Origin of the sequence: Pseudoalteromonas umbrosa (assembly GCF_030125375.1) — a bacterium.
Taxonomy (GTDB): Bacteria; Pseudomonadota; Gammaproteobacteria; order Enterobacterales; family Alteromonadaceae; genus Pseudoalteromonas; species Pseudoalteromonas umbrosa.
Genome location: NZ_JASJUU010000002.1, coordinates 90,653 through 115,851 on the forward strand (window position 1 = coordinate 90,653; position 25,199 = coordinate 115,851).

The 25,199-nt window shown below is 41.8% G+C and carries 21 protein-coding genes; 14 read left to right on the forward strand and 7 right to left on the reverse strand.

What is annotated here, in order from left to right; all coding sequences use genetic code 11:
* Position 1 precedes the first annotated feature (1 nt).
* Complete coding sequence (locus tag QNM16_RS07590) at positions 2–802, forward strand: symmetrical bis(5'-nucleosyl)-tetraphosphatase (RefSeq protein ID WP_284019954.1); 801 nt, start codon at positions 2–4, stop codon at positions 800–802.
* Positions 803–917: 115 nt separating this feature from the next.
* Entirely contained in the window at positions 918–2,933 is a 2,016-nt protein-coding gene (locus tag QNM16_RS07595) for a methyl-accepting chemotaxis protein (RefSeq protein WP_284019955.1), read from the forward strand.
* A 118-nt stretch (positions 2,934–3,051) separates the two neighbouring features.
* Here the strand turns inward: QNM16_RS07595 and tkt are convergent, their stop codons facing one another.
* Positions 3,052–5,043: a transketolase gene (tkt, locus tag QNM16_RS07600; protein WP_284019956.1), complete on the reverse strand. Its 1,992-nt coding sequence runs from the start codon at positions 5,041–5,043 to the stop codon at positions 3,052–3,054.
* Positions 5,044–5,306: 263 nt separating this feature from the next.
* On the opposite strand from tkt, the gene metK reads away from it, so the two are divergent.
* Positions 5,307–6,458 carry a methionine adenosyltransferase gene (gene metK, locus QNM16_RS07605; protein WP_284019957.1) on the forward strand — a complete coding sequence of 384 codons (1,152 nt, stop codon included), beginning with the start codon at positions 5,307–5,309 and terminating at the stop codon, positions 6,456–6,458.
* A gap of 49 nt (positions 6,459–6,507) precedes the next feature.
* On the opposite strand, the gene QNM16_RS07610 is transcribed toward metK, so the two are convergent.
* Together QNM16_RS07610 and QNM16_RS07615 are read right to left on the reverse strand one after the other, a co-directional pair.
* Positions 6,508–7,353 carry an HDOD domain-containing protein gene (locus QNM16_RS07610; RefSeq protein WP_284019958.1) on the reverse strand — a complete coding sequence of 282 codons (846 nt, stop codon included), beginning with the start codon at positions 7,351–7,353 and terminating at the stop codon, positions 6,508–6,510.
* Between the two features lie 248 nt (positions 7,354–7,601).
* Positions 7,602–9,119, reverse strand: coding sequence for a CYTH and CHAD domain-containing protein (locus tag QNM16_RS07615; RefSeq protein WP_284019959.1), 1,518 nt, complete (start codon positions 9,117–9,119; stop codon positions 7,602–7,604).
* A 339-nt stretch (positions 9,120–9,458) separates the two neighbouring features.
* On the opposite strand from QNM16_RS07615, the gene QNM16_RS07620 reads away from it, so the two are divergent.
* Entirely contained in the window at positions 9,459–10,082 is a 624-nt protein-coding gene (locus tag QNM16_RS07620) for a TIGR04211 family SH3 domain-containing protein (protein ID WP_284019960.1), read from the forward strand.
* Positions 10,083–10,116: 34 nt separating this feature from the next.
* On the opposite strand, the gene QNM16_RS07625 is transcribed toward QNM16_RS07620, so the two are convergent.
* From QNM16_RS07625 to QNM16_RS07640, 4 genes are all read right to left on the reverse strand, one after another.
* Positions 10,117–10,446, reverse strand: coding sequence for a hypothetical protein (locus QNM16_RS07625; RefSeq protein ID WP_284019961.1), 330 nt, complete (start codon positions 10,444–10,446; stop codon positions 10,117–10,119).
* A 100-nt stretch (positions 10,447–10,546) separates the two neighbouring features.
* Positions 10,547–11,026 carry an FKBP-type peptidyl-prolyl cis-trans isomerase gene (locus QNM16_RS07630; RefSeq protein ID WP_284019962.1) on the reverse strand — a complete coding sequence of 160 codons (480 nt, stop codon included), beginning with the start codon at positions 11,024–11,026 and terminating at the stop codon, positions 10,547–10,549.
* Positions 11,027–11,034: 8 nt separating this feature from the next.
* Positions 11,035–13,446: a Lon protease family protein gene (locus tag QNM16_RS07635; protein ID WP_284019963.1), complete on the reverse strand. Its 2,412-nt coding sequence runs from the start codon at positions 13,444–13,446 to the stop codon at positions 11,035–11,037.
* 46 nt (positions 13,447–13,492) lie between these two features.
* Positions 13,493–13,951 (reverse strand): zinc ribbon-containing protein, encoded by a 459-nt coding sequence (locus QNM16_RS07640; RefSeq protein WP_284019964.1) that lies wholly within the window; start codon positions 13,949–13,951, stop codon positions 13,493–13,495.
* A gap of 341 nt (positions 13,952–14,292) precedes the next feature.
* Here QNM16_RS07640 and leuS point away from each other — a divergent pair, with 341 nt between their 5' ends.
* The 10 genes from leuS (at position 14,293) to QNM16_RS07690 (ending at position 25,057) form a co-directional block, all read left to right on the forward strand.
* Positions 14,293–16,881, forward strand: coding sequence for a leucine--tRNA ligase (gene leuS / locus QNM16_RS07645; RefSeq protein WP_284019965.1), 2,589 nt, complete (start codon positions 14,293–14,295; stop codon positions 16,879–16,881).
* Positions 16,881–17,441, forward strand: coding sequence for an LPS-assembly lipoprotein LptE (locus QNM16_RS07650; protein WP_284019966.1), 561 nt, complete (start codon positions 16,881–16,883; stop codon positions 17,439–17,441). Before leuS ends, QNM16_RS07650 begins: the two co-directional genes overlap by 1 nt.
* Entirely contained in the window at positions 17,441–18,499 is a 1,059-nt protein-coding gene (gene holA / locus QNM16_RS07655; RefSeq protein ID WP_284019967.1) for a DNA polymerase III subunit delta, read from the forward strand. Before QNM16_RS07650 ends, holA begins: the two co-directional genes overlap by 1 nt.
* Positions 18,499–19,128 carry a nicotinate-nucleotide adenylyltransferase gene (nadD, locus tag QNM16_RS07660; RefSeq protein ID WP_284019968.1) on the forward strand — a complete coding sequence of 210 codons (630 nt, stop codon included), beginning with the start codon at positions 18,499–18,501 and terminating at the stop codon, positions 19,126–19,128. Before holA ends, nadD begins: the two co-directional genes overlap by 1 nt.
* A gap of 87 nt (positions 19,129–19,215) precedes the next feature.
* Positions 19,216–19,533, forward strand: a complete 318-nt coding sequence (gene rsfS, locus QNM16_RS07665; RefSeq protein ID WP_063361819.1) for a ribosome silencing factor — start codon at positions 19,216–19,218, stop codon at positions 19,531–19,533.
* A 1-nt stretch (position 19,534) separates the two neighbouring features.
* Complete coding sequence (rlmH, locus tag QNM16_RS07670) at positions 19,535–20,005, forward strand: 23S rRNA (pseudouridine(1915)-N(3))-methyltransferase RlmH (protein WP_063361820.1); 471 nt, start codon at positions 19,535–19,537, stop codon at positions 20,003–20,005.
* A gap of 7 nt (positions 20,006–20,012) precedes the next feature.
* Positions 20,013–21,884 (forward strand): penicillin-binding protein 2, encoded by a 1,872-nt coding sequence (gene mrdA, locus QNM16_RS07675; RefSeq protein ID WP_284019969.1) that lies wholly within the window; start codon positions 20,013–20,015, stop codon positions 21,882–21,884.
* Positions 21,881–22,987, forward strand: a complete 1,107-nt coding sequence (gene rodA / locus QNM16_RS07680) for a rod shape-determining protein RodA (RefSeq protein ID WP_284019970.1) — start codon at positions 21,881–21,883, stop codon at positions 22,985–22,987. The genes mrdA and rodA overlap by 4 nt, the downstream gene beginning before the upstream one ends.
* Positions 22,988–22,990: 3 nt before the next feature.
* On the forward strand, positions 22,991–23,746 hold the full coding sequence (locus tag QNM16_RS07685) for a septal ring lytic transglycosylase RlpA family protein (RefSeq protein ID WP_284019971.1): 756 nt from the start codon (positions 22,991–22,993) through the stop codon (positions 23,744–23,746).
* Positions 23,747–23,893: 147 nt separating this feature from the next.
* On the forward strand, positions 23,894–25,057 hold the full coding sequence (locus tag QNM16_RS07690) for a serine hydrolase (RefSeq protein ID WP_237137197.1): 1,164 nt from the start codon (positions 23,894–23,896) through the stop codon (positions 25,055–25,057).
* The last annotated feature ends 142 nt before the right edge of the window (positions 25,058–25,199 follow it).

Below are 25,199 nucleotides of genomic sequence, written 5' to 3' on the forward strand. Positions count from 1 at the left end.
AATGGCTACTTACGCAATTGGTGATTTACAAGGGTGCTACTCGCAATTTAAGCAGCTTTTAGCACTTGTAGATTTCAACCCTAGTAAAGACCATTTGTATCTTGTGGGGGATCTCGTCGCTCGAGGACCTGATTCCCTAGCTTGTATGCAGCACGTATATTCATTACAAGACTCGGTCACTGTTACACTAGGTAACCATGACCTACATTTAATGTCGACAGTACTTAACGACAAACAAGCAAATCCCAAAGATAATCTAGACGCATTAATTTCGAGTACCTCACTGACAAAGTATTTAACTTTTTTGCAGTCGCAACCATTATGTACCTATTTACCTGAGTTCGACTGCTTTATTTCACATGCAGGAATACATCCTCATTGGAATATCGAGCAAGCAGTTAAGTTGTCAAAATGGGGACAGTCTTGTTATCAGGGTTCAGCATCAGCGCAATTTCTTGCGGGAATGTATGGTAAAAATCCAAGTATTGATTTACCCGATGATGACCCGCAAATAAAATTCAACACCATAGTCAATGTATTCACTAGAATGCGTTTTTTAACACCTAATTGGCTGCTTAATTTCGATAATAAAGGCACACTCAAAGAAGGTGAGCAATTAAAACCATGGTTTACACATCCACGCTTTAAAACGAGTCAAACACGTTTCATTTTTGGTCACTGGGCTGCATTAGAGGGTAAAACTTGCCTAGATCAAATCATTGCATTAGACACAGGATGCGTCTGGGGTGGTCCAATGACTTTGCTTAATTTGTCTACAAACGAACAAATTACCAGCAATTAATCAAAACCTATCCGTTTTTACTGAATTTTATATTCACATCTGCTATAAAATACTTAACTAATGCGCAATAAATCCGATAAGTGGTTGTACTGCTTTAACTTGATGGTATCTTTGTATGAATTTAACCGTTAGCCAACGTATTTGGGGTGGCTTTATAATAATTACCCTGCTTTTATTGTCCATCGGAGTGAACTCGCTGCTCAGGATCGCAAATATCGATAGTTCAACTCAGCTGGTCAACAATCTGTCACTTCCCGCGCTAGATAGGAGCGCAGCTTTACAAATTGAGTTTACTCAAATGAGTAAAATAGCCCAAGCCAGTTTTTACACGCAATCTAGTGACGAATTAAGCAGTTTAAAATCTGCTTTTAATACACGTCAAAAAACCTTTGAGCAAAGTTATTCAGCTTTGAATCAAATCGTCCAAGACGACCCAACACTCTCAAGCAGCAGTCAAGACGTCGCCACAAGCTTCGGGACTTTCTCAAAGTCAGTTACATCCCTGTTTGCCGACAAATCACTAGAAATGAGATTAAATAAACAGTTAATAGCGCAACTAGAAGAAGCAGAAATTGCCGCTGACGATGCCGCTACTGTTGTGGTTGATATCTTAGACTTGGACGGCTTCGAGTCACTAAATTCACGTGCATATCAAGCCGCCAATAAATTGGAAAACTCATTTAGTTCATTGGCTACCAGTAGCGCTGATATACTCACTATCAATGAGTCAAGCACGTTGGATATCGTCAAAAAAGAGCAAAGCTATGTATTTGAAGATATTGATCGTAACATTGAGCTAATGCGCTCGACCGTTGCTCAGCTAGATGAAGACTTGCTCAATGACCTAGATTCCTACTATGAAGCGCTTAAAGAGCAACTTCAAGGTAGTGACAGTATTGCAAACAATCGCCAAAGCTTAATCACAGCCCGTATTAATACACAAAATGAGCTAAATAGCGCCGAGCAGGCAACTGAAACGGCACTCGCGCAACTCGGTGAGCTTGTAGCACAAGCTAAACAGTTAGCCTTTGAGATCCAAAGCGAAGTGACTGAAGATGTGTCATCGGCCAACATTGCGACTTGGACAGGCATGATTGCAGCTACCCTTTTAGCAATTGGTATTGCTTACTTCACAGTCAGCCGCATCACAAAACCTCTCGCTGAAGTAAATCGTGTGCTGGATATCGTAGCAAGAGGAGATATGACCCACTCGCTTGATGCCTCTGCAAAAGATGAATTTGGAGAACTAGCACAAAGCTGTAATACGCTTATCGCCAGTTTAAAAGAATTGATCACGGGTATTGTTTCCCGTTCAACACAATTAGCCGCAGCCTCAGAGCAAACATCAGCAATTACATCTGAGTCTAGTCACGCAATTAAAAGCCAGCAATCACAGGTTGAACAAGCTGCAACTGCGACAACAGAAATGAGCAGTACAGCACATGGGGTCAGTAACAGTGCCCACCAAGCCCTTGATGAAATTAAAAACGCAGATCAAGAAGCAGAGCGTGTTAAGGGAATCTCACATGACAACAAAAGAACCATCGAGCAGCTGGCTCATGAAGTAGAAGAAGTCTCTACAGTCATCAATAAGCTCCACCACGATAGTTCTGCTATTGGTGGGATCTTGGATGTAATTCGCGGTATCGCCGAGCAAACTAACTTACTCGCGCTCAATGCTGCGATTGAGGCTGCTCGTGCAGGTGAGCAAGGCCGTGGCTTTGCAGTTGTTGCAGACGAAGTACGTTCTTTGGCAAGTAAAACTCAAGAATCTACTCAAGAGATCCAATCAATGATTGAATCGTTGCAAGCTGGGGCTGAAGAAGCTGTTACTGCAATGTCAAAAGGACAGCAGCAAGCAGAGTCATGCGTGGCACAAAGCGATATTGCTAATGAAGCGCTAAACTCTATCACTGATGCAGTCTCAAGAGCACATGACGTGAGTGAAGAAATCGCAACTGCGGCAAACGAACAGCAGCAGGTATCTCAAGAAATCAGCGAACGCCTTGAGTCAATAGTAACCATTGCTGAGCAAACAGCTGAAGGGGCAAATCAAACCTCGACTTCTAGTTCAGAAGTGGCAAAACTAGCAGAAGAGTTACGTCAATCTGTATCTCAGTTTAGAGTATAAGTAGACTGACTTAAATATACGATAAGTCCAATTTTTCATTTGGGCTTATCGTTTAAGAAAAAATTTATACACAAAAAAACCGCCTTACTTGGCGGTTTTTTTATTTCTGAAAACGCGATTAAAACAAAGCGTTTGCTTTAGCGACTACGTTTTCAACAGTAAAGCCAAAGTGCTTAAATAGTTCACCAGCAGGTGCAGATTCACCAAAGGTGCTCATGCCAACAATTGCGCCATTTAAGCCTACATACTTGTACCAGAAATCTGCAATGCCTGCTTCAACTGCAACTCGGCGAGTTACCGATGCAGGTAATACTGATTCTTTATACTCTGCCGACTGTGCATCAAATACGTCTGTAGAAGGCATTGATACAACACGTACTTTTTTACCTTCTTGACGTAACTGCTCTGCAGCTTCTACAGCCAGCTGAACTTCTGAACCAGTAGCAATAAGAATAACCTCAGGGTTTGAATCACAGCTTAACACGTAGCCACCGCGCTTAATTGCAGCAACTTGTTCGTCAGTACGAGCTTGCTGAGCCAGACCTTGACGTGTAAATACTAAAGATGTAGGACCGTCTTTACGCTCAATCGCTTGCTGCCACGATACAGCTGATTCAACCTGGTCACATGGACGCCAACTAACTAAGTTAGGTGTTAAGCGCATATTAGCAAGTTGCTCTACTGGCTGGTGTGTCGGTCCATCTTCACCTAAACCAATTGAATCGTGCGTATAAACAAAGATACTTGGTTGCTTCATTAATGCAGCCATACGCACTGCATTACGTGCATATTCCATGAACATTAGGAATGTGGCACCGTAAGGAATAAAACCTTTATGCAGGGCAATACCGTTCATAATTGCAGACATACCAAACTCACGCACACCATAGAAAATATAGTTGCCTGATGCATCATCCGCAGTTAGACCTTTTGAGCCTTCCCAAATTGTCAAATTAGAACCGGCAAGGTCTGCTGAACCGCCCATAAATTCTGGTAAAATTGGACCAAACGCGTTTAGTGCATTTTGTGACGCTTTACGTGTGGCAGGGTTAGCAGGATTTGCCTGTAACTCAGCAATATAAGCTTCGGTTTGTTCAGTCCAATTAGCTGGTAATTCACCTTTTGTACGACGCTCGAACTCAGCAGCAAGCTCTGGGTAATGCATCTGGTACTCAGTAAATTTCACCAACCACTCGCTCTGGATCTGTTGACCATGTGCCGCACCATCCCACTTTGCATAGATATCTTCTGGGATTTCAAAAGCGTCATGCTTCCAACCAAGGAATTCACGTGCAGCTTTAATTTCATCATCACCTAACGGCGCACCATGGCAATCGTGGCTGCCTGATTTGTTAGGTGAACCGTAACCAATTACAGTTTTACAACAAATCAACGTTGGCTTGCCCGTTTCAGCTCGCGCAGCTTCAATTGCTTCTTTAATAGCTTCGCTATCATGGCCATCAACAGCCGGAATAACATGCCAACCATAAGACTCGAAGCGCTTAGGTGTATCATCACTGAACCACCCTTCTACTTCACCGTCAATTGAAATGCCATTGTCATCCCAAAATGCGATTAACTTACCAAGCCCTAATGTGCCTGCCAGTGAACACGCCTCGTGAGAGATGCCTTCCATCAGACAGCCATCACCTAAAAATGCATAAGTAAAGTGATTTACAATATCGTACTCATCACGGTTAAACTGTGCTGCAAGTGCTTTTTCTGCAATCGCCATACCGACGGCATTAGTAATACCTTGTCCTAGAGGACCTGTTGTGGTTTCAATACCCGGTGCATAACCATACTCTGGGTGGCCCGGTGTTTTAGAATGCATCTGACGGAAGTTTTTTAAATCATCAATAGACAACTCATAACCGCTCAAATGTAATAAAGAATAAATTAACATTGAGCCGTGGCCATTTGATAATACAAATCTATCTCTATCTACCCACTCTGGATTATTTGGGTTGTGCTTCAAATAATCACGCCAAAGTACCTCTGCGATGTCTGCCATGCCCATGGGTGCCCCTGGGTGGCCTGATTTAGCCTTTTGTACAGCGTCCATGGATAGAACGCGAATTGCGTTTGCAAGTTCTTTGCGAGATGGCATGGATTCTCCTACCTTTAAGTGTTTGCACGGTGGTTTTTAAAGGCCCATTCTTACCTAATAAAATTACCACTGCAATTAAAATCATAAGAAAAACGATAAATTCACATTGTTTTTAATGAGTAAATTGCAACTACATAAAAATAGACGTCTAGGCGTAAAAAAACTATGCATACAACCCTGTTTTAGTTAGAATAACGCCCTTAGATTTTTCCAGCGCTGTTTTACGCATGTTCGCGAAGCGCACTTTTTGTGAGTATAAAATAATGGCGAAGCACTTATTTACTTCAGAATCAGTTTCTGAAGGCCATCCGGATAAAATTGCGGATCAAATTTCAGATGCAGTATTAGATGCAATTCTTGAGCAAGACCCTAAAGCGCGTGTTGCATGCGAAACCTATGTAAAAACAGGCATGGTCATGGTTGGTGGTGAAGTAACCACAAGCGCTTGGGTAGATATCGAAGAACTTACTCGTAAAACAGTTCGTGAAATTGGCTACACGCATTCAGACATGGGCTTTGATGCTGATTCATGTGCGATTTTAAATACAATTGGTAAACAGTCTCCAGATATTAACCAAGGTGTAGACCGCTCTCGTCCTGAGGAACAAGGTGCTGGTGACCAAGGCCTTATGTTCGGTTATGCATGTAATGAAACTGATGTTTTAATGCCCGCACCAATTACGTATTCGCACCGCTTAGTTCAACGTCAAGCAGAAGTTCGCAAAGATGGCACACTTCCTTGGTTGCGCCCGGATGCAAAGTCACAAGTAACTTTTGCATATGAAAACGGTAAACCAGTTGGTATTGATGCAGTTGTATTATCTACTCAACACTGTGACTCAGTTTCGCAAGATGATCTCGTTGAAGCTGTAATGGAAACAATCATCAAGCCAACTCTACCAAAAGAGTTGATCACTGAAGCTACTAAATTCTTTATTAACCCAACTGGCCGTTTCGTAATCGGTGGCCCAATGGGTGATTGTGGTCTAACTGGCCGTAAGATAATTGTTGATACATACGGTGGCATGGCAAGACACGGCGGTGGTGCGTTCTCAGGTAAAGATCCATCAAAAGTTGACCGCTCAGCTGCTTATGCAGGGCGTTATGTAGCCAAGAACATCGTTGCTGCAGGCTTAGCTGACAAGTGCGAAATTCAAGTCTCTTATGCCATCGGTGTTGCAGAGCCAACATCAATCAGCATCGATACATTTGGTACAGGTAAAGTTGAAGAAGCACGTTTAATTGAACTTGTTCGTGAACACTTCGACCTGCGTCCATATGGTCTAATCACTATGCTTGACCTTGAGCGCCCAATTTATCTTCCAACTGCAGCTTACGGACACTTTGGCCGTGAAGAATTCCCTTGGGAGAAAACAGACAAAGCCGACGCACTTAAAGCGGCTGCAGGTCTGTAATAAATTAATACAGAACAATGAGAAAAAGGCGCCTCAGGCGTCTTTTTTATTACCCTATCAAAAACTCTTCCACGTCTTCTTTAATATCAGTGTAATCATCATCACTCAAATCCAGAGCAAGCATTACATCATCTTTAAATGCATGCCAATCTGAACAACTTCTAAAATTTTTAATTTCAAAACAAAAATTCTCTGCAAGTTTTAGTGTAGCTAACGTCTGCTTTTCTGCACTAGAGTCACTGTCTTGGAAAAATATTGCATCATGATGACAAAGTATTATTTGACATACTCTCTTGGGTAGATGCCAAGAACTCGCTAAATAATACCCGACAACTGTATGATTTGTGGGATAATGCTGCATCTCATATTCTAATAGAGAATATTCAGGACGTTGCGCCGCTCGCGCAAGCACATCACCGTAGTCTTGAAAGCGCATTGCCATTGCTGGGACCCCTGCATCATGAAACAAGCCAAGTAACTGTAAGTCTTCGATAGGAATTTCTGCGTTTATCTTTTTCCCTATCAGCATGGCAACTTGCGATATATCGGATGCACTATCCCAAAACCTTTGTAGTGAAATACAGCAATTGTCTTGTGCAAATGCACTTTTCAATAAATGGCCAGTCACAACCTGCGTTATACAATTCATGCCTAAAAACATAACGGCCTGCTTTATATCTGTCACAGTTCTCGACATACCATAAGCAGGGGAATTGATGACTTTTAATACGGCCGCTGAAGTGGCTACATCTTCTGTGATAATCTCTGCAACACGATTTAGCTCGGGCTCATCTTTATTCAACTCATCTTGCAAGCTTTGTAAAATTTCTGGCTTAGCGGGTAAATTAAAACCTGATCTTAAATCTGCTAGTACTTTGTCATCAATATCTATCATGGGTCACCTTTGTGGTGGCTTTGACTTTAGTGTAGTTGATGAATTTTGACCTGTCGCACCTATTTGATACCCTCTAACAATCACAGTTTGCATGTTAATAAAGCGGGTACCTTTTGGCTCTGAAAATAATATGCTTTGTGAGCTGCCCTTCAAATATGATGACCGTTCGAAATGACGAATAATGAAAATAAGCTAAGTAAGGCGTGTAACAACGCCATACTAAAAGACCTAAATATATGGTGAAGATTTTACCAATAAGGTTCACAATTTACTGTGGCATGACGGCTTTGATCCATTGCGCTAATTAAAAAATCTGATTTTTGCTGTAACCACGTGAGTATATCTGAAAAGGGTTGTTCTTCTTGCCCTTCACATAATTGCTTCAGATAGTGCAATGTTTCTAATTCATAAATACCTGACAGAATATCCATCCATGGAGCACGAAAATCTAATCTTGACTCTTCATTGAACAATGCCCCAAAACAGCTACCACTCAACAACATCTCTTCTATACATGGACGTGTCTGCACATAGCCTGCAACAGTCATGTCTGTTTTCTCTGGATACATGTTGCGAAGCTTTTTCCACTCCGACTCAAAAGTTTTTTTCGCCATCGAACGAACGCTGCTCTGTGCGGCTTTTATAGCATTTTGATCCCACTGTTGTCGCCAGCTTTTTTCTACCAGCCAACGGGTAAGTGATAACAACAACTTGTTATATCTAGGACAGTGAAAAAGATCCTCTAAATCAGTCTTCGTCGGCTGCACACGTTTCAAGTCATCAATAACATGAGATAGCTCCGGCGCACTATGGATCCGCTTGTAATAGGCATGTCTTTTAGAAGTGTACGTTTTTAAATAAATTGCACTTTCGACCCAATCCAATTCACCTAATAACCATTTAAGCTCTTTTCTCAAAAAGTCAGTCGTTTCTTTTGTGACGAACTCTTCAAAGAGCCAAAAAGCGTGTTTTATCAAACGCACCCCGTCAATTATACGTTTAAGTGTTTTTAAACTTGGTTCATTGACATAACATTGCTCATGTTTTTGCACAAGTTCAATCGCATAGTTAATCGACTTGATAAAAGCCTGCTCTTGATTCATGTCGCTGGACAGCGATACGAACCCAATTTCTGAGTTAGGTAATAAAGGGTTATCATCTGCAAGCCTGTACCCCCTAGCAGCTTTTGAATAAAACCCTAACCTGACACCAATTTGCGATACGAGTTGCTCAGCCAAGAGGAATAAATCCGAACGCTCTCCTTCAACCAGTTCAATTTCAAGCTCTGAGATTACTTCCGATTTACCACTAGCACTAACCTCCCCTTTATCTAAAACCACTTCAATTAGACTACCCGCCTCTGTCTCAATGAGCCAAGTTCTTCTAATAAAATTAGTGCTGAATATCGGGAAAAGATTTTCCGCCACAGACTCCAATCGCATTCCCATCGGCCAAATAGCAGGATCGAATGCAAGTAAGTCTGGCTTTTTTGTTTTCAATGGTAGGTTATATTCTGGCCGCTGGTGAAGGCCCCCAATGACTTCCCCAGCAAGCTTAATCGTTTGCTCGCAATCGCCATCCATACAACGTGTTCTTAACCCTATGTCGAGTGCTCTGAGCTCTCTACTGGGCGTATCATAGTATGCATTTTCTAAATGTTTAGCCGGCTTGTTATTTACCCGCTTCGCAAATTGAGTGATCAATGCAGGAATAAGCGGAACTTCGTTATCTGAAACCAAAAACTTCAGTTCTATTTCAGTGTCCATCAGGGGGTAGTTTACCTATATAATATGAGAAAGATCAAAATATACAATGACACCTAATTTTGCAATCTTTTTACCATAAACAAAGGAGAAATGACGATAAATCCTCAAATCTCGCATAGTACCTTAAATAAACACTTCTCAATCGTTAACCCATTTGAAAACCGCATAATCGCATAAATCCATACATTAGCTTTAATTCGCCCATTCAGATCAAATTCATTATGCTGCATGATTTGAAATAAAAAATGGCGATCAGACTTTAAGCTCTTGCCAAGCGCTTTTTAAAGCCATACTATTTTCATAAATTCATATAAACCTTAAAAAAATAAGGGCTCGCGAATGATAAAGCACCTCGCATTGCCACTTCTGCTTGCTTTTTCACCTCTTACGCTTAGTGCGCAAGACGTCGATAACTCAAGCACTCCCGCACAAGTGGCACAACAGATCACGCCTAACGGTTTTATCGTTGATAACCTCTACCTGTTTTTGCACTCAGGCCCTGGAAAAAATTATCGAATTCTCGGCTCGGTAGAAGCTGGTTCCCCAATACAAATAAGTAATGAACAGGAAAATAATTTTGTAAGGATTATTGATAATAAAAACAGGCGTGGTTGGGTAGAATCGAAGTTTATAACTGCCGAAGCAGGTCTTCGACAGCAAGTTATTGACTTAAATGCATCTTTAATCGATGCACAACGACAGCTCAATAGTTTGGAAGCTTCAGTGCCAAATTTGCAAAATGACTATGCATTATTAGAAACTCAAAATATTGAATTACAAAAGACTATCACTGATCTTAACAAGCAATTACAACAGCAAATTGAATCAAGCCAGACCAAAGCAGAACAAGAACAACATAAGCTGCTCTCCTATGGCGGCGGTATTGCCCTCTCTGGTCTAATATTGGGCGTGATACTAACTTTATTTTTATCCAGACGAAAAAGGTATGATAGCTGGAGCTAAGAGAAACCCACTTTGATTACCAAAGTGGGTTTTTTTATTTATCTAAAACCATAATAGATAAAAAAATTGCAGAGCCAACAGAGAAAAAAATCACACCTATATCGGCTATATACTGCTCAAAGATATGTTCTCTTAATTGTTCATCATTTAGATTTTGTAATTCACCTACAGATGAGAACTCAGCTAAGTTATAAACAAAAGAATTTTTTCTACCGATATCAAAACGATCTAGAGAGAGCCGTTGATAAAAACGTGGGTATGCGGAGGAAAAGTATCCTTCAATTATACTTAGTTTGTGATTACTCACCTTCCTACAAATCAAAGCTCCTGCAACATTAACCAATATCAAAAACAGATATGTCAAGTATCACCTCCTTGCATGACGATACCTGTTCCCATTTAAAACACAATTTAATCGAATTGCAAGCTAAAATTAACAAAAAGGAAACAGCAATTCTCTCCTTTTAGTTAATGTCGATAAGCTCAACCTCAAAGATAAGTAAAGAACCTGCGCTAATCTTACCAGCAGACTTATTGCCATACCCTAAATCTGGATGTATGTAGAGCCTAAACTTATCACCTGTCACCATAAGCTGAAGCGCTTCTCGCCAGCCTTCAATAACTTGTTTAGGTGTAAAAGTGATCGCTTTTCCGCGTTCTACCGAGCTATCAAACACCATTCCATTTAACAACGTACCGTGATAATGCACACGCACACTGTCGCTCATGGTCGGAAATTGATTACCCTCTCCTTTTGTGATCACTTCATATTGCAGGCCACTGTCCGTTGTGATGACACCTTCTTTTTCAGTATTTACTGCTAAAAACGCCTCTGCATCTTCACGATTAATCTGCGCTATTTGTTTTTGTTTCTGATTACCATTATAGATAAACCATACTAGCCCAATTACTAACACCGTAACGACAATACTCGTTGCAGACATAACTACTCCTACTCGTTATCTTCGGGCGACTCTTTGTCATCACCGCTTACAACTTGCGCTATTTGCTCAAGTCTGTCCAATGCCAATTGATTAACCGTACCTTGTGGATAAATACCCTCACAGGCTTCTCCAGCCGGCACATCCAGTAATACCTCAAGTGCCTCATCGACATTCTTTACGGCATAAATGTGAAACTTATTTCGTTCTATAGCTTCTACAACTTCATCTTCTAACACTAGGTTAATTAAGTTTGAATGAGGAACTATAACACCTTGATTGCCCGTCAGACCTCGCATTTTACATAACTTAAAGAAACCTTCTACTTTTTCATTGACACCACCTACAGCTTGCACTTCACCATGCTGATTGATAGATCCTGTTAAAGCTAACGATTGGTCTATGGGGAGTTGCGTGATTGCGGAAATCAAACCACATAATTCAGCCAGAGATGCACTATCGCCATCGATATAGCCATAGCTTTGTTCAATAGCGATATTTGCACTTAAGGTAAGGCTAAATCTCTGCGCATACTTGTTGCCTAAATAGCCAGTAAGCAACATAACACCTTTGGAGTGAATTGATTTACCTAACTCAGCTTCTCGCTCTACATCAATTACGCCATCAGAACCTGCATACACTGTCGCAGTAATCCTTGCAGGAGTACCAAATGCCGTATCACCAATATGCAACACTGTTAGACCATTAACTTTACCGACCGCTTTACCCTGTGTCGCAATTAGTGTGTGCCCCTCTTCAATATCACTCAGCATATTTTCACTAAGTTGCCCAGTGCGATATTGCTTTCCAAGTAATGCCTCATTGATATGATGATCATCTATGGTGTCTGCGTTATCCTGCTTTGCATAGTAGCTGGCTTCCGCTACGAGCTCTAACACATCCGCAAAACGGGCAGATAATTTGCTTCTATGCTCAGCTTGACGATAACTGAACTTTAGCAATCTGATCAACGCCTCGGCAGATAAGTTACAGTTCAGGGTTTGCTCGCAATATTCTTGTACTTTGCTGACAAATTGATACTGTAATCTGTCGCTTGACGGTAAATAATAATCAAAATCAGCCAGTACTCTAAACAGCTCCCCAAACTCTTCATCATACTCACTTATGGTGTAATAAAGATCTCGAGAACCGAGTAAAATGATTTTTACATCCATAGGGATTAACTGAGGCTTAAGCGTGAAGCTGCTGCCAACGGAACTGTCTTGAAATGGTAAATCATTCTTGATCTGATGCGTTTTCAAAGATAACTTCAGCCCATCCCACACTTGTGGCGATGACAACACTTTTTCCGCATCCATAATCAAGTAACCGCCATTAGCTCGATGCAAAGCCCCAGCTTGAATGGAGCGATAGCTCGTGATTAAGGACCCTTGAGCGCTTTCATACTCAATCTTGCCAAAAATATTACCGAATGTCGGATTCGGCTCATAAACCACAGGTGCTGGCGCACCTTCCTTATATTCGATTAAAATATTTGGCGCAAAAAAGTCTGTAAGCATGCCTTTGGCATCAAAATCATCTTTTTGCTCGTCCGTACCGGCTGAATCATCATCCAACCAATCTAGGACAGCTTCAACTATTTCAACGCGCAAATCTTTTAAATACCGAACAACACCAATGTGGCTAGCATATTTATGTTCAAGCGCCTTTAAAAGTGGTTTTGTTGCCAGTTCAATCGTAGTTTTCTTTAATTTTCTTAGTTTTTCAGAAGATTCTCTTTTCCATCTCGGAAGTTCAATTAATGCCTCAATTAACCCATCTTCCAGCTCGTCAATCGCATCGTAAAACTGCGTCTGTGCCTGTTCACTCAAAGCGGCAAATTCATTGTCATCGAGCTGCTTGCCATTCACCACAGGAACAAAACTAACAGCGCCGTTTTCTTCAAGCATTACGACGCTTTTTTGTATGGCTAACTGCTCAACAGCCGTGAGTGCTGCGTTATATTTATTATCAAAATCTCTATCGATTGATTTTTTCTTACGCTGATAACCTGGGTTATCAAAAGCAGCTGGGAATGTATCTACCACTTCATCCAAAAAAGCGTCAATATCATCTGCTAACTGACGACTTTCCCCCGGCTGCATAAACATCGTTATTGGTTCACGGTGATCGTCATAGTTATTAACGTAAAGCCACTCTTTTGGCGTTGGACGTGTCTTACTATGTGCTTCTAGTTTGTCTTTAACCATAGTAAAACGGCCAGTTGCAGCGTCACCCATCACAAACACATTATAACCGGGTAGCTCCATACCGAGCGCAAAATCAAGCGCACTCTGTGCTCGTTGCTGACCGATAAAAGGTAAAGACTCTGGATAAGGATTTTGCATACATGAATGTATATGCTGCAAAGAGACTGTCGGAGTCAGTTGCTCCGAACTCAGTGGCTTAATTGTTTTAGTCATTCCTGGTTTCTTTATTGTTCACCTTAGAAAAATTAAAGCACGGTCGCTAAGGCGTGAGCGCTTTTCTTGAAAACGTATCATGTCCACATTCGCTGCAAGCTTTTATTTCAATAGAGTGATAAACATCGATTTTATTGCCGCAATTCTTACATACTAATTGCCCCAAAGCTATCCATTCACCTTCTTTATAAATACCATCATGCGCAAAATCACTCATCAATGCATGCCACTCAAGCTGCGTCCTATCTTCTAAGTAAGCCAGCTCATACAAAACAGACTCTTTGAATTCTTCCCATGCAACCCCCTCATAATGATCCTGAAACTCAGAAACATGCTGTAAGTCACGTTTAAAATAGTGTCGATAATCACCTAGTTTATTTTTTCCAAACTGTCGCCACTTCTCTTCTTCCTGCAAAAAGTCATCCATCAACTTTTTAAGCTCATGTTCCTTCACATCTTTACACCATTTAGAAAAGTCACTCAGCCATTGTTGATAATCCGCCATGTCGCCTCCTACCCAACTACGCTCCACAGTTTTTGTGTATGCATTTCAGATAAAACCTGAACACTACACTAACAATCTGCTGAAACGATTGATTTATGAAGTCATCACAACAAGTGTTGGATAATATTGCTGATATAAGCCAATTATAGAGCACCGTTCGAAAAGGGCCATCGAGCCTTCATTAATTAACTATTTAGTGAGCTGATAATTGAACCAATCGAAATCAACTAAAAACACATAATTCAGCTGAAAATGCTTATCAGACGCTGTGATCAAGCTGATTTTTCGGGTATGCTATTGACCAATTTTACAATCAGTTTGCAAGAAGTCTGGAAACGTCAATGCAAGAGCAATACAACCCACAAGAAATCGAACCCAAGGTTCAATCCTATTGGGAAGAAAACAAAACATTTAAAGTAGTCGAAGACGAAAGCAAAGAAAAATACTACTGCTTGTCTATGTTCCCTTACCCGAGTGGAAAGCTCCACATGGGTCATGTCCGTAACTATACAATCGGTGACGTTGTGTCGCGCTTCCAGCGCTTGCAAGGCAAGAATGTCATGCAGCCTATGGGCTGGGATGCATTTGGCCTACCAGCTGAAAACGCAGCTATCAAAAACAATACTGCGCCAGCTAAATGGACTTATGAAAACATCGACTATATGCGTGGTCAATTAAAGCAACTAGGCTTCGGATACGATTGGGACCGTGAAATCGCAACATGCCACCCTGAATATTATAAGTGGGAGCAATGGTTCTTCACTAAGCTTTACGAAAAAGGCTTAGTTTATAAAAAGATGTCTACTGTAAACTGGGACCCTGTTGACCAAACAGTTCTTGCGAATGAACAAGTAATCGATGGTCGCGGTTGGCGTTCGGGTGCACTTGTAGAACAAAAAGAAATTCCTCAGTGGTTTATTAAAATTACTGATTATGCACAAGAGCTATTAGACGATTTAGACAAGCTAGATCACTGGCCAGAGCAAGTTAAAACCATGCAGCGCAACTGGATTGGCCGCTCTGAAGGTTTAGAGATCGATTTCAAACGCGCTGACAACAACGAAAACTTCACCGTTTATACAACACGCCCTGATACATTTATGGGTGTAACTTATGTTGCTGTTGCGGCAGGTCACCCAATTGCTTTGGAAGCTGCACAAAATAATGAAGCTGTTGCTGCATTTGTTGATGAGTGCAAAAATACCAAAGTAGCTGAAGCTGATTTAGCAACAATGGACAAAAAAGGCATCGCGACAGGCTTTACAGCTATTCACCCATTAACAGGCAAAGAAGTACCAATCTGGATCGCCAACTTTGTCTTGATGGACTATGGCTCTGGCGCGGTGATGGCTGTACCTGGCCATGATCAACGCGACTATGAATTTGCGACTGCGTATGGCCTTGAAATCAAACAAGTCATAAGCCCTAAGGCAGATGCTGAACAGACAGCTGATTTAACCAAAGAGGCATTCACTGAGAAAGGCGTACTTATCAATTCTGGTGAGTTTGATGGTCTTGACTTCGATGGGGCTTTCAATGCAATTGCAGATAAGCTTGAAGCTCAAAATGCAGGTAAGCGCAAAGTAAACTTCCGCCTTCGTGATTGGGGTGTAAGCCGTCAGCGTTATTGGGGCTCTCCAATTCCAATGCTAAATAGAGAAGATGGTTCTGAGCTGGCTGCAACTGAAGATATGTTGCCAGTTCGACTGCCTGAAGATGTTGTGATGGATGGTGTAACTTCACCAATCAAAGCAGATCCTGAGTGGGCAAAAGCAACGGTGAATGGTGAGCAAGTATTCCATGAGACGGATACATTCGACACCTTCATGGAGTCTTCTTGGTACTATGCGCGTTATTGTAGCCCTCGCTACGATGAAGGTATGCTAGAGCCAGGCGCAGCTAATTATTGGCTACCTGTTAACCAATATATTGGTGGTATTGAACACGCAATATTGCACCTACTTTACTCTCGCTTCTTCCACAAGCTACTAAGAGATTTCGGATTAGTTAATTCTGATGAACCATTTGAGCGTCTGCTATGTCAAGGTATGGTTTTGGCTGATACTTATTACCGCAAAGACGAAAAAGGCGGTGATATCTGGATTTCTCCGCTTGATGTGGAAACTGAAAAAGACGACAAAGGCCGCATCATCAAAGCATGGCACAAAGACGATGGCGAACCTGTCATGTCTGCAGGCATGGGTAAGATGTCTAAGTCTAAAAACAATGGTATTGACCCACAAACTGTAATTAAACAGTACGGTGCAGATACTGTTCGCTTATTTATGATGTTTACAGCGCCGCCTGAGCAAACGCTTGAATGGTCTGATTCTGGTGTTGAAGGTGCACAGCGATTCCTTCGCCGTGTTTGGAAATATGCAGTTGATGTGAAGAATGCAGGCAAAGCAGACTTGGATCTAAGCAAGCTTTCTGGCAACCAAAAAGCACTTCGCCGCGAAATCCATAAAGCCATTGCTAAAGTTTCTGATGATGTTGAGCGTCGCCAAACATTCAATACAGCTATTGCTGCAATCATGGAGCTATCAAACAAACTGCTTAAAGCGCCACTTGAAAATGAGCAGGATATCGCGCTTGCAAATGAAGCGCTCAATGCGACCATCATTATGTTAGCGCCAATTACGCCACATATGTGTCACGAGTTATGGCAACAACTAGGCCATGAAGGTGATGTTTTAGATGCGTCTTGGCCTGTTGTAGATGAAAGTGCATTAGTTGAAGATGAGAAACTTATCGTTGTTCAAGTTAACGGTAAACTTCGCGCCAAACTAACTGTCGCAGCTGATGCAACTCAAGAGCAAGTAGAAGCGATTGCATTTGCCGAAGAAAATGTGACTAAATTCACTGACGGAAAAACCATCCGTAAAGTAATTTATGTACCTGGCAAACTACTTAATGTGGTTGCAAACTAATGATTGGCTATGTTCAGCAAGTCATTTCAACAGCGAGCCAGATTGGCTCCGCTGTTCGCTCGCTTGCAGACATTAAAAACGGACTAGCAATTTTGCTGGTCTGTTTTGCTGTCTCAGGCTGTGGTTTTCACCTTAAGCAAGCATCTTATATCCCAGAAGATTTGAGAGTGTTACACCTCACTGGGGATGACCAGAAATCTGCACTCTTCGAGCAGCTAAAGTATGAGTTACAACGTTCACAAGTAAAAATTAACGACCAAATTGAACATAAAAATACAAAGTACACTGCTGAGCTACATTTGTATCAGGATGAGCTAAATAGGCAAACATTAAGTTTGTTTCAAAATGGTCAAGTCGCTCAATATGAACTTGCCTATAAAGTGTCATACCGCTTAGCACGCCCAGATCAAGATCCCATAGAGCAAAGCTTTGAGTTATATCGAAATTATCAAGATGACCCAACTAACTCACTTGCAAAATCAAAAGAATTAGAAATTATCCTTGGTGAAATGCGTAAGCTTGCTACCAAACGAATTATTCGCGAATTGTCACAACTCTAATGCGCTGTTATGCAAATCAATTAGCAGGTCAATTAAGTAAAGACCTGCACCCATTCTATCTGGTATTTGGCGAAGAGCCATTTCAAGAGAACAACTGTGTACTCAACATTCGTCAAGCGGCTAAAAAACAAGGCTATGATGAGGTAATTAAGTTTGCCCTGCTACCGGGCTTTGACTGGCAAGAGTTAATTGCACAATACAATAGTATGTCTTTATTCAGTGCTCGAACCATCATTGAACTAGACCTAAACCAACAAAAGCCGCCAACACATGGCGTGAACATACTCAAGGAACTTGCTGCGAGTATTAACCCAGATGTTATCCTCATCTTAAAGGGCGCAAAAGCCAGCCAAGATATACAGCGTTCCGGCTGGTTCAAAGCGCTCGATAAAAAAGGCTTATTTGTCCCTTGTTATGCATTAACTGGCTACCATTTAGAAAAATGGCTAGATGAAGAATGCAAGCGATTAAAGGTAAATCTAAAAAGCGATGCTAAACGCAGCCTTTTGCTGGCAACAGAAGGAAATTTGCTCGCTACTTCTCAGGAACTAGAAAAACTATCTTTGCTTTACAAAGATGCACTTATCGACCAACAGCAGTTAATGAGCGGACTGTTAAACCAAGCTAAATTTGATATTTTTGATTTAAATGATGGCTTACTTAAAGGTAATGCAAAGTACATTATTAAAATACTGAACAAGTTAGCCAAAGATAATATTGAGCCAACCAGCGTTGCTTGGACTATCCAAAGCCAGGCACAAACGCTTTTAAATATTAAACGCGCATTAGTACAAGGTCAGCCAATTTCTCAACTATTCAAACAGTATAATATTTGGAAAAACCAGCAAGCATCAACACAACAGGCGCTAGATAGGTTACCAATAACACAGCTAGAGCTCATCATTAGTTTACTGGCACAATTTGATTCCGCGTATAAAAGCAACTTACTCAGCGCACCCTTCCAGGGTTTGGCACATATTGCGTTGAGTTTTTGTCAACCCGTTAACTTCCCAATGCCATTTTCTGATGAGAGCAACCAAATTGGAGCAACAAAGTAATGATCGCACTATTTGGTGGTACCTTTGACCCTATTCATTTAGGCCATATCAACATGGCAAAGCATTGCCTGAAAGAACTTTCTTTGAGTGCTTTGTCCTTTATACCTAATGCAACGCCTGTTCATAAACAAGGGCCTAGCATCACCACAGAGCATCGTCTAGCCATGTTAAAACTGGCTACAGATACTGAGCCAAAGTTCACCATTGATACCAGAGAAATTGTTAGGACAGAACCTTCATATACAGTTTTAACCCTGCAAGAGCTTAGGAATGAGCACCCAAATACCCCTATCGCCTTCCTAATGGGCATGGACTCATTCAACAGCTTACATACCTGGTATCAATGGCAAGCAATTACCCAACTTTGCCATATTGTTGTTTACGAAAGACCGGGTGATAAATATGCACCTTGTGAACAATTGGCATCATATTTAGCAAAGGCGCAAGTATCCGCTCCTGCATCTTTGCACCAATCTACAGCTGGTAAGTGTCACTTTTTGACCGGTCAAACATTTTCCGCGGCATCAAGTGAAATACGCTTAGCAATAAAATCTGGTAAATCCATTGAACCTTGGTTGTCACCGAAAGTCATAGCTTATATTAATAATAATGGGTTGTACGCGCATTAATCGCCGCTGATCCGCTTGGGAATTCTGCTGGAAATCATGTTAGAATTGCGCCCTTATTTGAAGTGTATATTGTAAAGAGACCCTGATTTGGATTCAAAACAACTATTAGACTTTGCGCTTGATAAAGTCGACGATATGAAAGCCCGTGATATTGTAAAGCTAGATGTGCGAGAAACATCTTCCATCACAGACTATTTGGTCATTTGTTCTGGCAACTCAAAACGTCATGTTCAATCTATTGCTGAGCACGTCGCAAAAGAAGCGCGTCACGCAGGTGAAACTCCACTTGGGCACGAAGGACAAGACAGCGGTGAATGGGTGCTTGTCGACCTAGGTGATGTTGTTGTACACGTTATGCAAGACCAAACGCGTGATTTTTACGACTTAGAAAAGCTTTGGGGCTAGTGTGAAAATTCAGTTAATCGCTGTTGGTACAAAAATGCCTGCATGGGTTGAAACGGGGTTCAAAGAATATCAACGCCGTTTCCCCAAAGACATGCCACTAGAGCTGATTGAAATTACTGCGGGTAAACGCGGTAAAAACGCTGACATCAAACGGATCTTGCAACAAGAAGGTGAAAAAACCCTCGCAGCAATCCCAAAGGGAAACCGTATAGTTACCCTTGAAGTTACTGGCAAACCTTGGGATACGCATCAATTAGCAAACAACATGGAAAAATGGCAGCTTGATGGCCGTGATGTCAGTTTACTGATTGGTGGACCTGAAGGACTCGCACCAGAGTGCATAGCTGCATCAGAGCAAAAGTGGTCACTCTCTAATCTTACTCTGCCACATCCGCTGGTAAGAATTGTCGTAGCTGAAAGCCTCTATCGTGGCTGGAGCTTAAACAACAACCATCCTTATCACAGAGAATAAGTATTTCATGATAAAAAACCGGCCAACGATCCGCGACCACAGCGCTGAAGCCAATTTATTTGCGCGCCGCGCGTTTGTTGGCTTTGTTTTTGTCGTGATCCTTATCGGAGTGCTTCTTAATAACATCTATACTCTGCAAGTTGAGAAGCACGAAACCTATCAAACGCGTTCGAATGATAACCGGATAAAGGTCATTCCTATCGCGCCAAATCGTGGCTTAATTTACGATAGAAATGGTGTATTGCTTGCGGAAAACAGGCCAGTTTATAATCTTGAAGTGATCCCTGAGCAAGTAACAGATTTAGAGCAATCGTTAGAACAGCTCGGTGCAATCATCAACATTACCGAGACACAAAAAAACGCTGTCATAAAAAGTAATCGTCGCTCTAGGCGCTTTAAAAGCCAAGTTTTAAAGGCCCGATTGAATGAGCAAGAAGTGGCAACTTTTTCCGTTAACCAGCACCGCTTCCCCGGCTTTAGTGTTGAAGCCAGACTTGCTAGGCACTACCCATATGGTGATGCACTGACGCATGCGCTGGGTTACGTCTCTAGGCTCAACAAAAAAGAGCTTAGTGAATTAGAATCTCAAGGACTTGCTAAAAATTACCGTGCCACTCATGATTTTGGTAAATTGGGCATAGAAAAATTCTATGAGCAACGCCTGCATGGCCAAGTTGGCTCGCAACGTGTCGAAGTAAATAACCGAGGTCGTATTATTCGCTCTCTCAGTATCGAGCACCCGAAGCCTGGGGAGGATTTAGTGCTCACCTTGGATATTGGTTTACAAAAAATAGCCCAAGAAGTGCTTGAGGGCGTTAGGGGCGCAATCGTGGTGATGGACCCTAAAGATGGAGGGATTTTAGCCCTATATTCAAATCCAAGCTACGATCCCAATTTATTCGTACATGGCATTAGCAGCAAAGACTACCGAGCGCTGCTCAACCCAGACAGACCTTTGATTAATCGCGCAACGCAAGGCAGGTATGCACCAGCTTCTACCGTGAAGCCACACCTTGCCATTTTGGCATTAGAGGAAGGCATCGTAAAAGAGGAAACCAAAATTTGGGACCCCGGCTTCTTCCAAATTCCTAATGTAGAGCACCGCTGGCGTGACTGGTTAAGGTGGGGACATGGACATGTTGACGTCTATGAAGCGATTGAACAATCTTGCGACACCTATTTTTATGAGACCGCTTATAAGCTTGGCATCACAAAAATCAGTAACTTTATGAGCCAATTTGGTTTTGGTGATCTGTCTGGTATTGATATTCATGAGGAAACGGCTGCCATCATGCCAACCACAGAGTGGAAGCGCCAGCGCTTTAAAGAATCTTGGTGGCCAGGTGACACCATATCCGTCGGCATAGGACAAGGCTATTGGACGGCTACACCAATGCAAATTACCAACGCCGTTTCTATTCTAGTTAATAAAGGGATACACCGCCCTCCGCACTTGGTACAAGTTGCGAAGCAAAACAATGATGTGGAGCAAATGTACACCGAAGAGAAGCCTCCTGTGGTACTAAAGAACCCACACCATTGGAAAATAGCTTTGGATGCAATGCACAACACAGTAAAAAAAACCCGAGGTACAGCACATAAGGCTTTCCTTGGAGCAACATATGATCCGGCAGGTAAAACAGGGACGGCCCAAATCGTCAGTATCGCACAAGGTGAAAAATACGACGCAGATAGCCTAAAAGAAAAACACCGAGATAATGGCATCTATGTCGGCTTTGCTCCATACAATGACCCGCGTATCGTTGTTACCGTGATTGTTGAAAACCAAGGTGGCGGTTCAACTATTGCTGCGCCTATTGCAAGAAAGCTCATGGATTATTACTTCGAAGCTTACCCAAGTCACACGGAGGGTAAATGAATCAATTAAGACAACGACGCTCGTTCTGGCAACGAATTCACATTGACCTGCCATTACTTATCGCACTACTTCTCATGATGGCTGGAAGCCTTGCAGTCGTTTATAGTGCCAGCGGTCAAAATATGGATATGATGGCTCGCCATGCAACTCGCATGCTTGGTGCCATCGTTGCATTGTTAGTCATGGCTCAAATCTCACCAAACACCCTAAAAAGACTGGTATTTCCGCTCTACACAGTCGGGTTGATCATGCTTATCGGCGTATTCTTTTTTGGTATTACAATTAACGGTGCAAAGCGCTGGTTAGACATTGGAGTTACACGATTTCAGCCTTCAGAAATTATGAAATTGGGTGTACCTATGATGGTAGCATGGTACATTGGTAAGCAGCAGCTACCACCCAAGATTTTACATATCATTATCGGCTTTGCCATTGTGCTGGTGCCTACTATCCTCATTCAAAAGCAACCAGACTTGGGGACTTCTCTGCTCATTGCAAGCTCAGGCATTTTTGTTTTATTTTTATCTGGCTTAAGTTGGCGGTTAATCGGGAGCAGCGTGCTATTGGCCATACCTGGCGCATTTGCTATGTGGCACTTTGTCATGCACGAGTATCAAAAGCAGCGAGTCTTGACCTTACTCGATCCCGAAAGCGACCCTCTCGGCGCCGGTTACCATATTATTCAGTCAAAAATTGCCATCGGTTCCGGTGGCATTGAAGGGAAGGGCTGGTTGCATGGTACACAGTCCCAACTTGAGTTTTTACCTGAGCGCCACACAGATTTTATATTCTCTGTACTGAGCGAAGAATTCGGCTTACTAGGCGTCGTTATGCTATTGAGTGTTTATCTATTTATTATTGGTAGAGGGCTATACATAGCAGTCAATGCACAAGAGGCATTTAGTAAGTTACTTGCTGGGGCGCTCACACTCACATTTTTCGTCTATATTTTTGTCAACATTGGAATGGTCTCAGGATTATTACCTGTGGTTGGCGTTCCTTTACCGTTGATCAGCTATGGCGGTACTTCAATGGTTACACTGATGGCTGGTTTCGGTATCATAATGGCGATAGCAACAGATAAAAAAATGCTACTAAAATAATCTATGAAAAAAACATTACTTCTCCCTTTAAGTGCCATTTTACTTTTGAGCGCTTGTAGCAGCAGATATCATACAAGTCAGGACAAAGCGCCTTTACGTGCACCGACTGAGCTTGAAATGCAAGATGCAAAAGTTACCAACGAACCAAAAAGCGTCAGTGCGGGTCGTCCTTATACTGTACTGGGCAAAAGTTATGCGCCTATTTCAGATGAAAAAGGCTTTACACAAACAGGTACAGCGTCATGGTATGGACGCAAATTTCATGGTTACTACACTTCCAATGGTGAAACCTTCAATATGTTTGATATGACAGCTGCGCACAAAACACTCCCTTTACCTAGTTTTGTTAAAGTCACTAACTTAGCAAATAATGTCAGCGCAATTGTCAGAGTAAATGACCGCGGCCCATTTCATGACGACCGAATCATCGATCTCTCTTATGCAGCCGCTTACAAGCTTGGATACCATTTGCAAGGTACAGCGGAGGTTAAGATTGAAGCCATTACTATTGACCGTAAAAATCCACGTTTGACGTATGTACAAGTTGCAGCTGGCAGTAACATGGAAAATGTGAAGGCGTTGGCGTCTCAGTTGTCTAATAAATTTGAATTAGGTACACCTATCGCTTTTGAAGATAATCTTTACAAATTGCGACTTGGACCGATTTTAGATGACCAGACAGCGCAAAAGGTGCTAAAAACCTTACAAGAAGGTGAATTTAACAAAGCCTTCTTGCTTTATAGCGAATATGAACTTTAAAATATTCGTAATCTGAATTACGTAATTTTTGTTCCGCGACTTAAAGCCAACATGTAAGTACACTGAATGGCATGTAGAACAAAAATAAAACCTGCTGGGCAGTACAAAAGCAAGTAACTGCCCAAACTAAATTAAAAAGCGAGCATGATGACAGTATTTAAACCAAAAGTAGTTAAAAAAATCCTTGGTGTCGTGTGTTCTTTGTCATTATTTTCGGCAAGCGCACAGATCATACCTTCTCCACCGCAAATGAGTGCAAAAGGTTATTTCCTCGTCGACTTTACAACCGGTAAAGTGATTGCAGAGGGCGAAGCGGATACCAAACTTTTGCCTGCTAGTTTAACAAAAATGATGACCAGCTATGTCATTGGTACTGAGATTCTAGCTGGAAACATCGCGCCAACAGACATGGTGACCATCAGCGAAAAAGCTTGGGCAAAAAACTTTCCAGAATCATCAAAAATGTTCATCGAAGTTGGCAAAAAAGTCAGTGTTGATGATTTAAACCACGGTATTATTATTCAATCTGGAAATGATGCATGTGTTGCAATGGCAGAACATATAGCTGGCAGTGAAAGTGCATTCGCTGACTTAATGAACGCACATGCCGAAAAGCTTGGTATGACCAATAGCTTCTTTATTAACAGCCACGGTTTAGATGCGCCAGAACAGTATACAACGCCAAGAGACATGGCAACTTTAGGTGCAGCACTAATACGTGACGTGCCTGAAGAATATGCACTGTATAAGCAAAAATCCTTTACTTTTAATGGCATAAAGCAATATAACCGAAACTCACTACTGTGGGATGCAAGCTTAGACGTTGATGGTATTAAAACGGGCCACACAGCAGAGGCGGGTTATAGCTTAGTCACTTCAGCAACCAAAGGCGACATGAGACTGATCGCAGTTGTCATGGGTACTGAAAGTGAGAGAGCAAGAAAAGTCGAAAGTAAAAAGCTATTAAACTACGGCTTCAGATTTTTTGAAACAATCACTCCTTACAAAGCCGGTGACAGCTTTGCAGACCAGCGAATCTGGATGGGTAATAAAGAGACTGTCTCTTTGGGTATCACACAAGATACTCCAATCACTATTCCACGCGGCCAGCGCAAAAACTTAAAAGCACACTTTGAGTTAGACCAAACACTAACTGCTCCTCTTGCGAAAGGCAGTACTGTAGGTACGCTATTCTTGCAACTAGACGGTGAAGATATTGCTGAATATCCACTCGTCACCCTTGAAGAAATTGAAGAAGGTAGTTTCTTCAGCCGCATTTACGACTACTTACGTTTACAGATCATGCAATAACCCTGTACCAAGTACGTATATAAAGCAACAGCGCCTCTATTTGAGGCGTTTTTTTTTGCCATAAAAATGATAGAATGCCGCCATTATTGAGGTAATGATGCCTAAGTGAAAACAATTCACATTACACAATCATTGCTTAGTA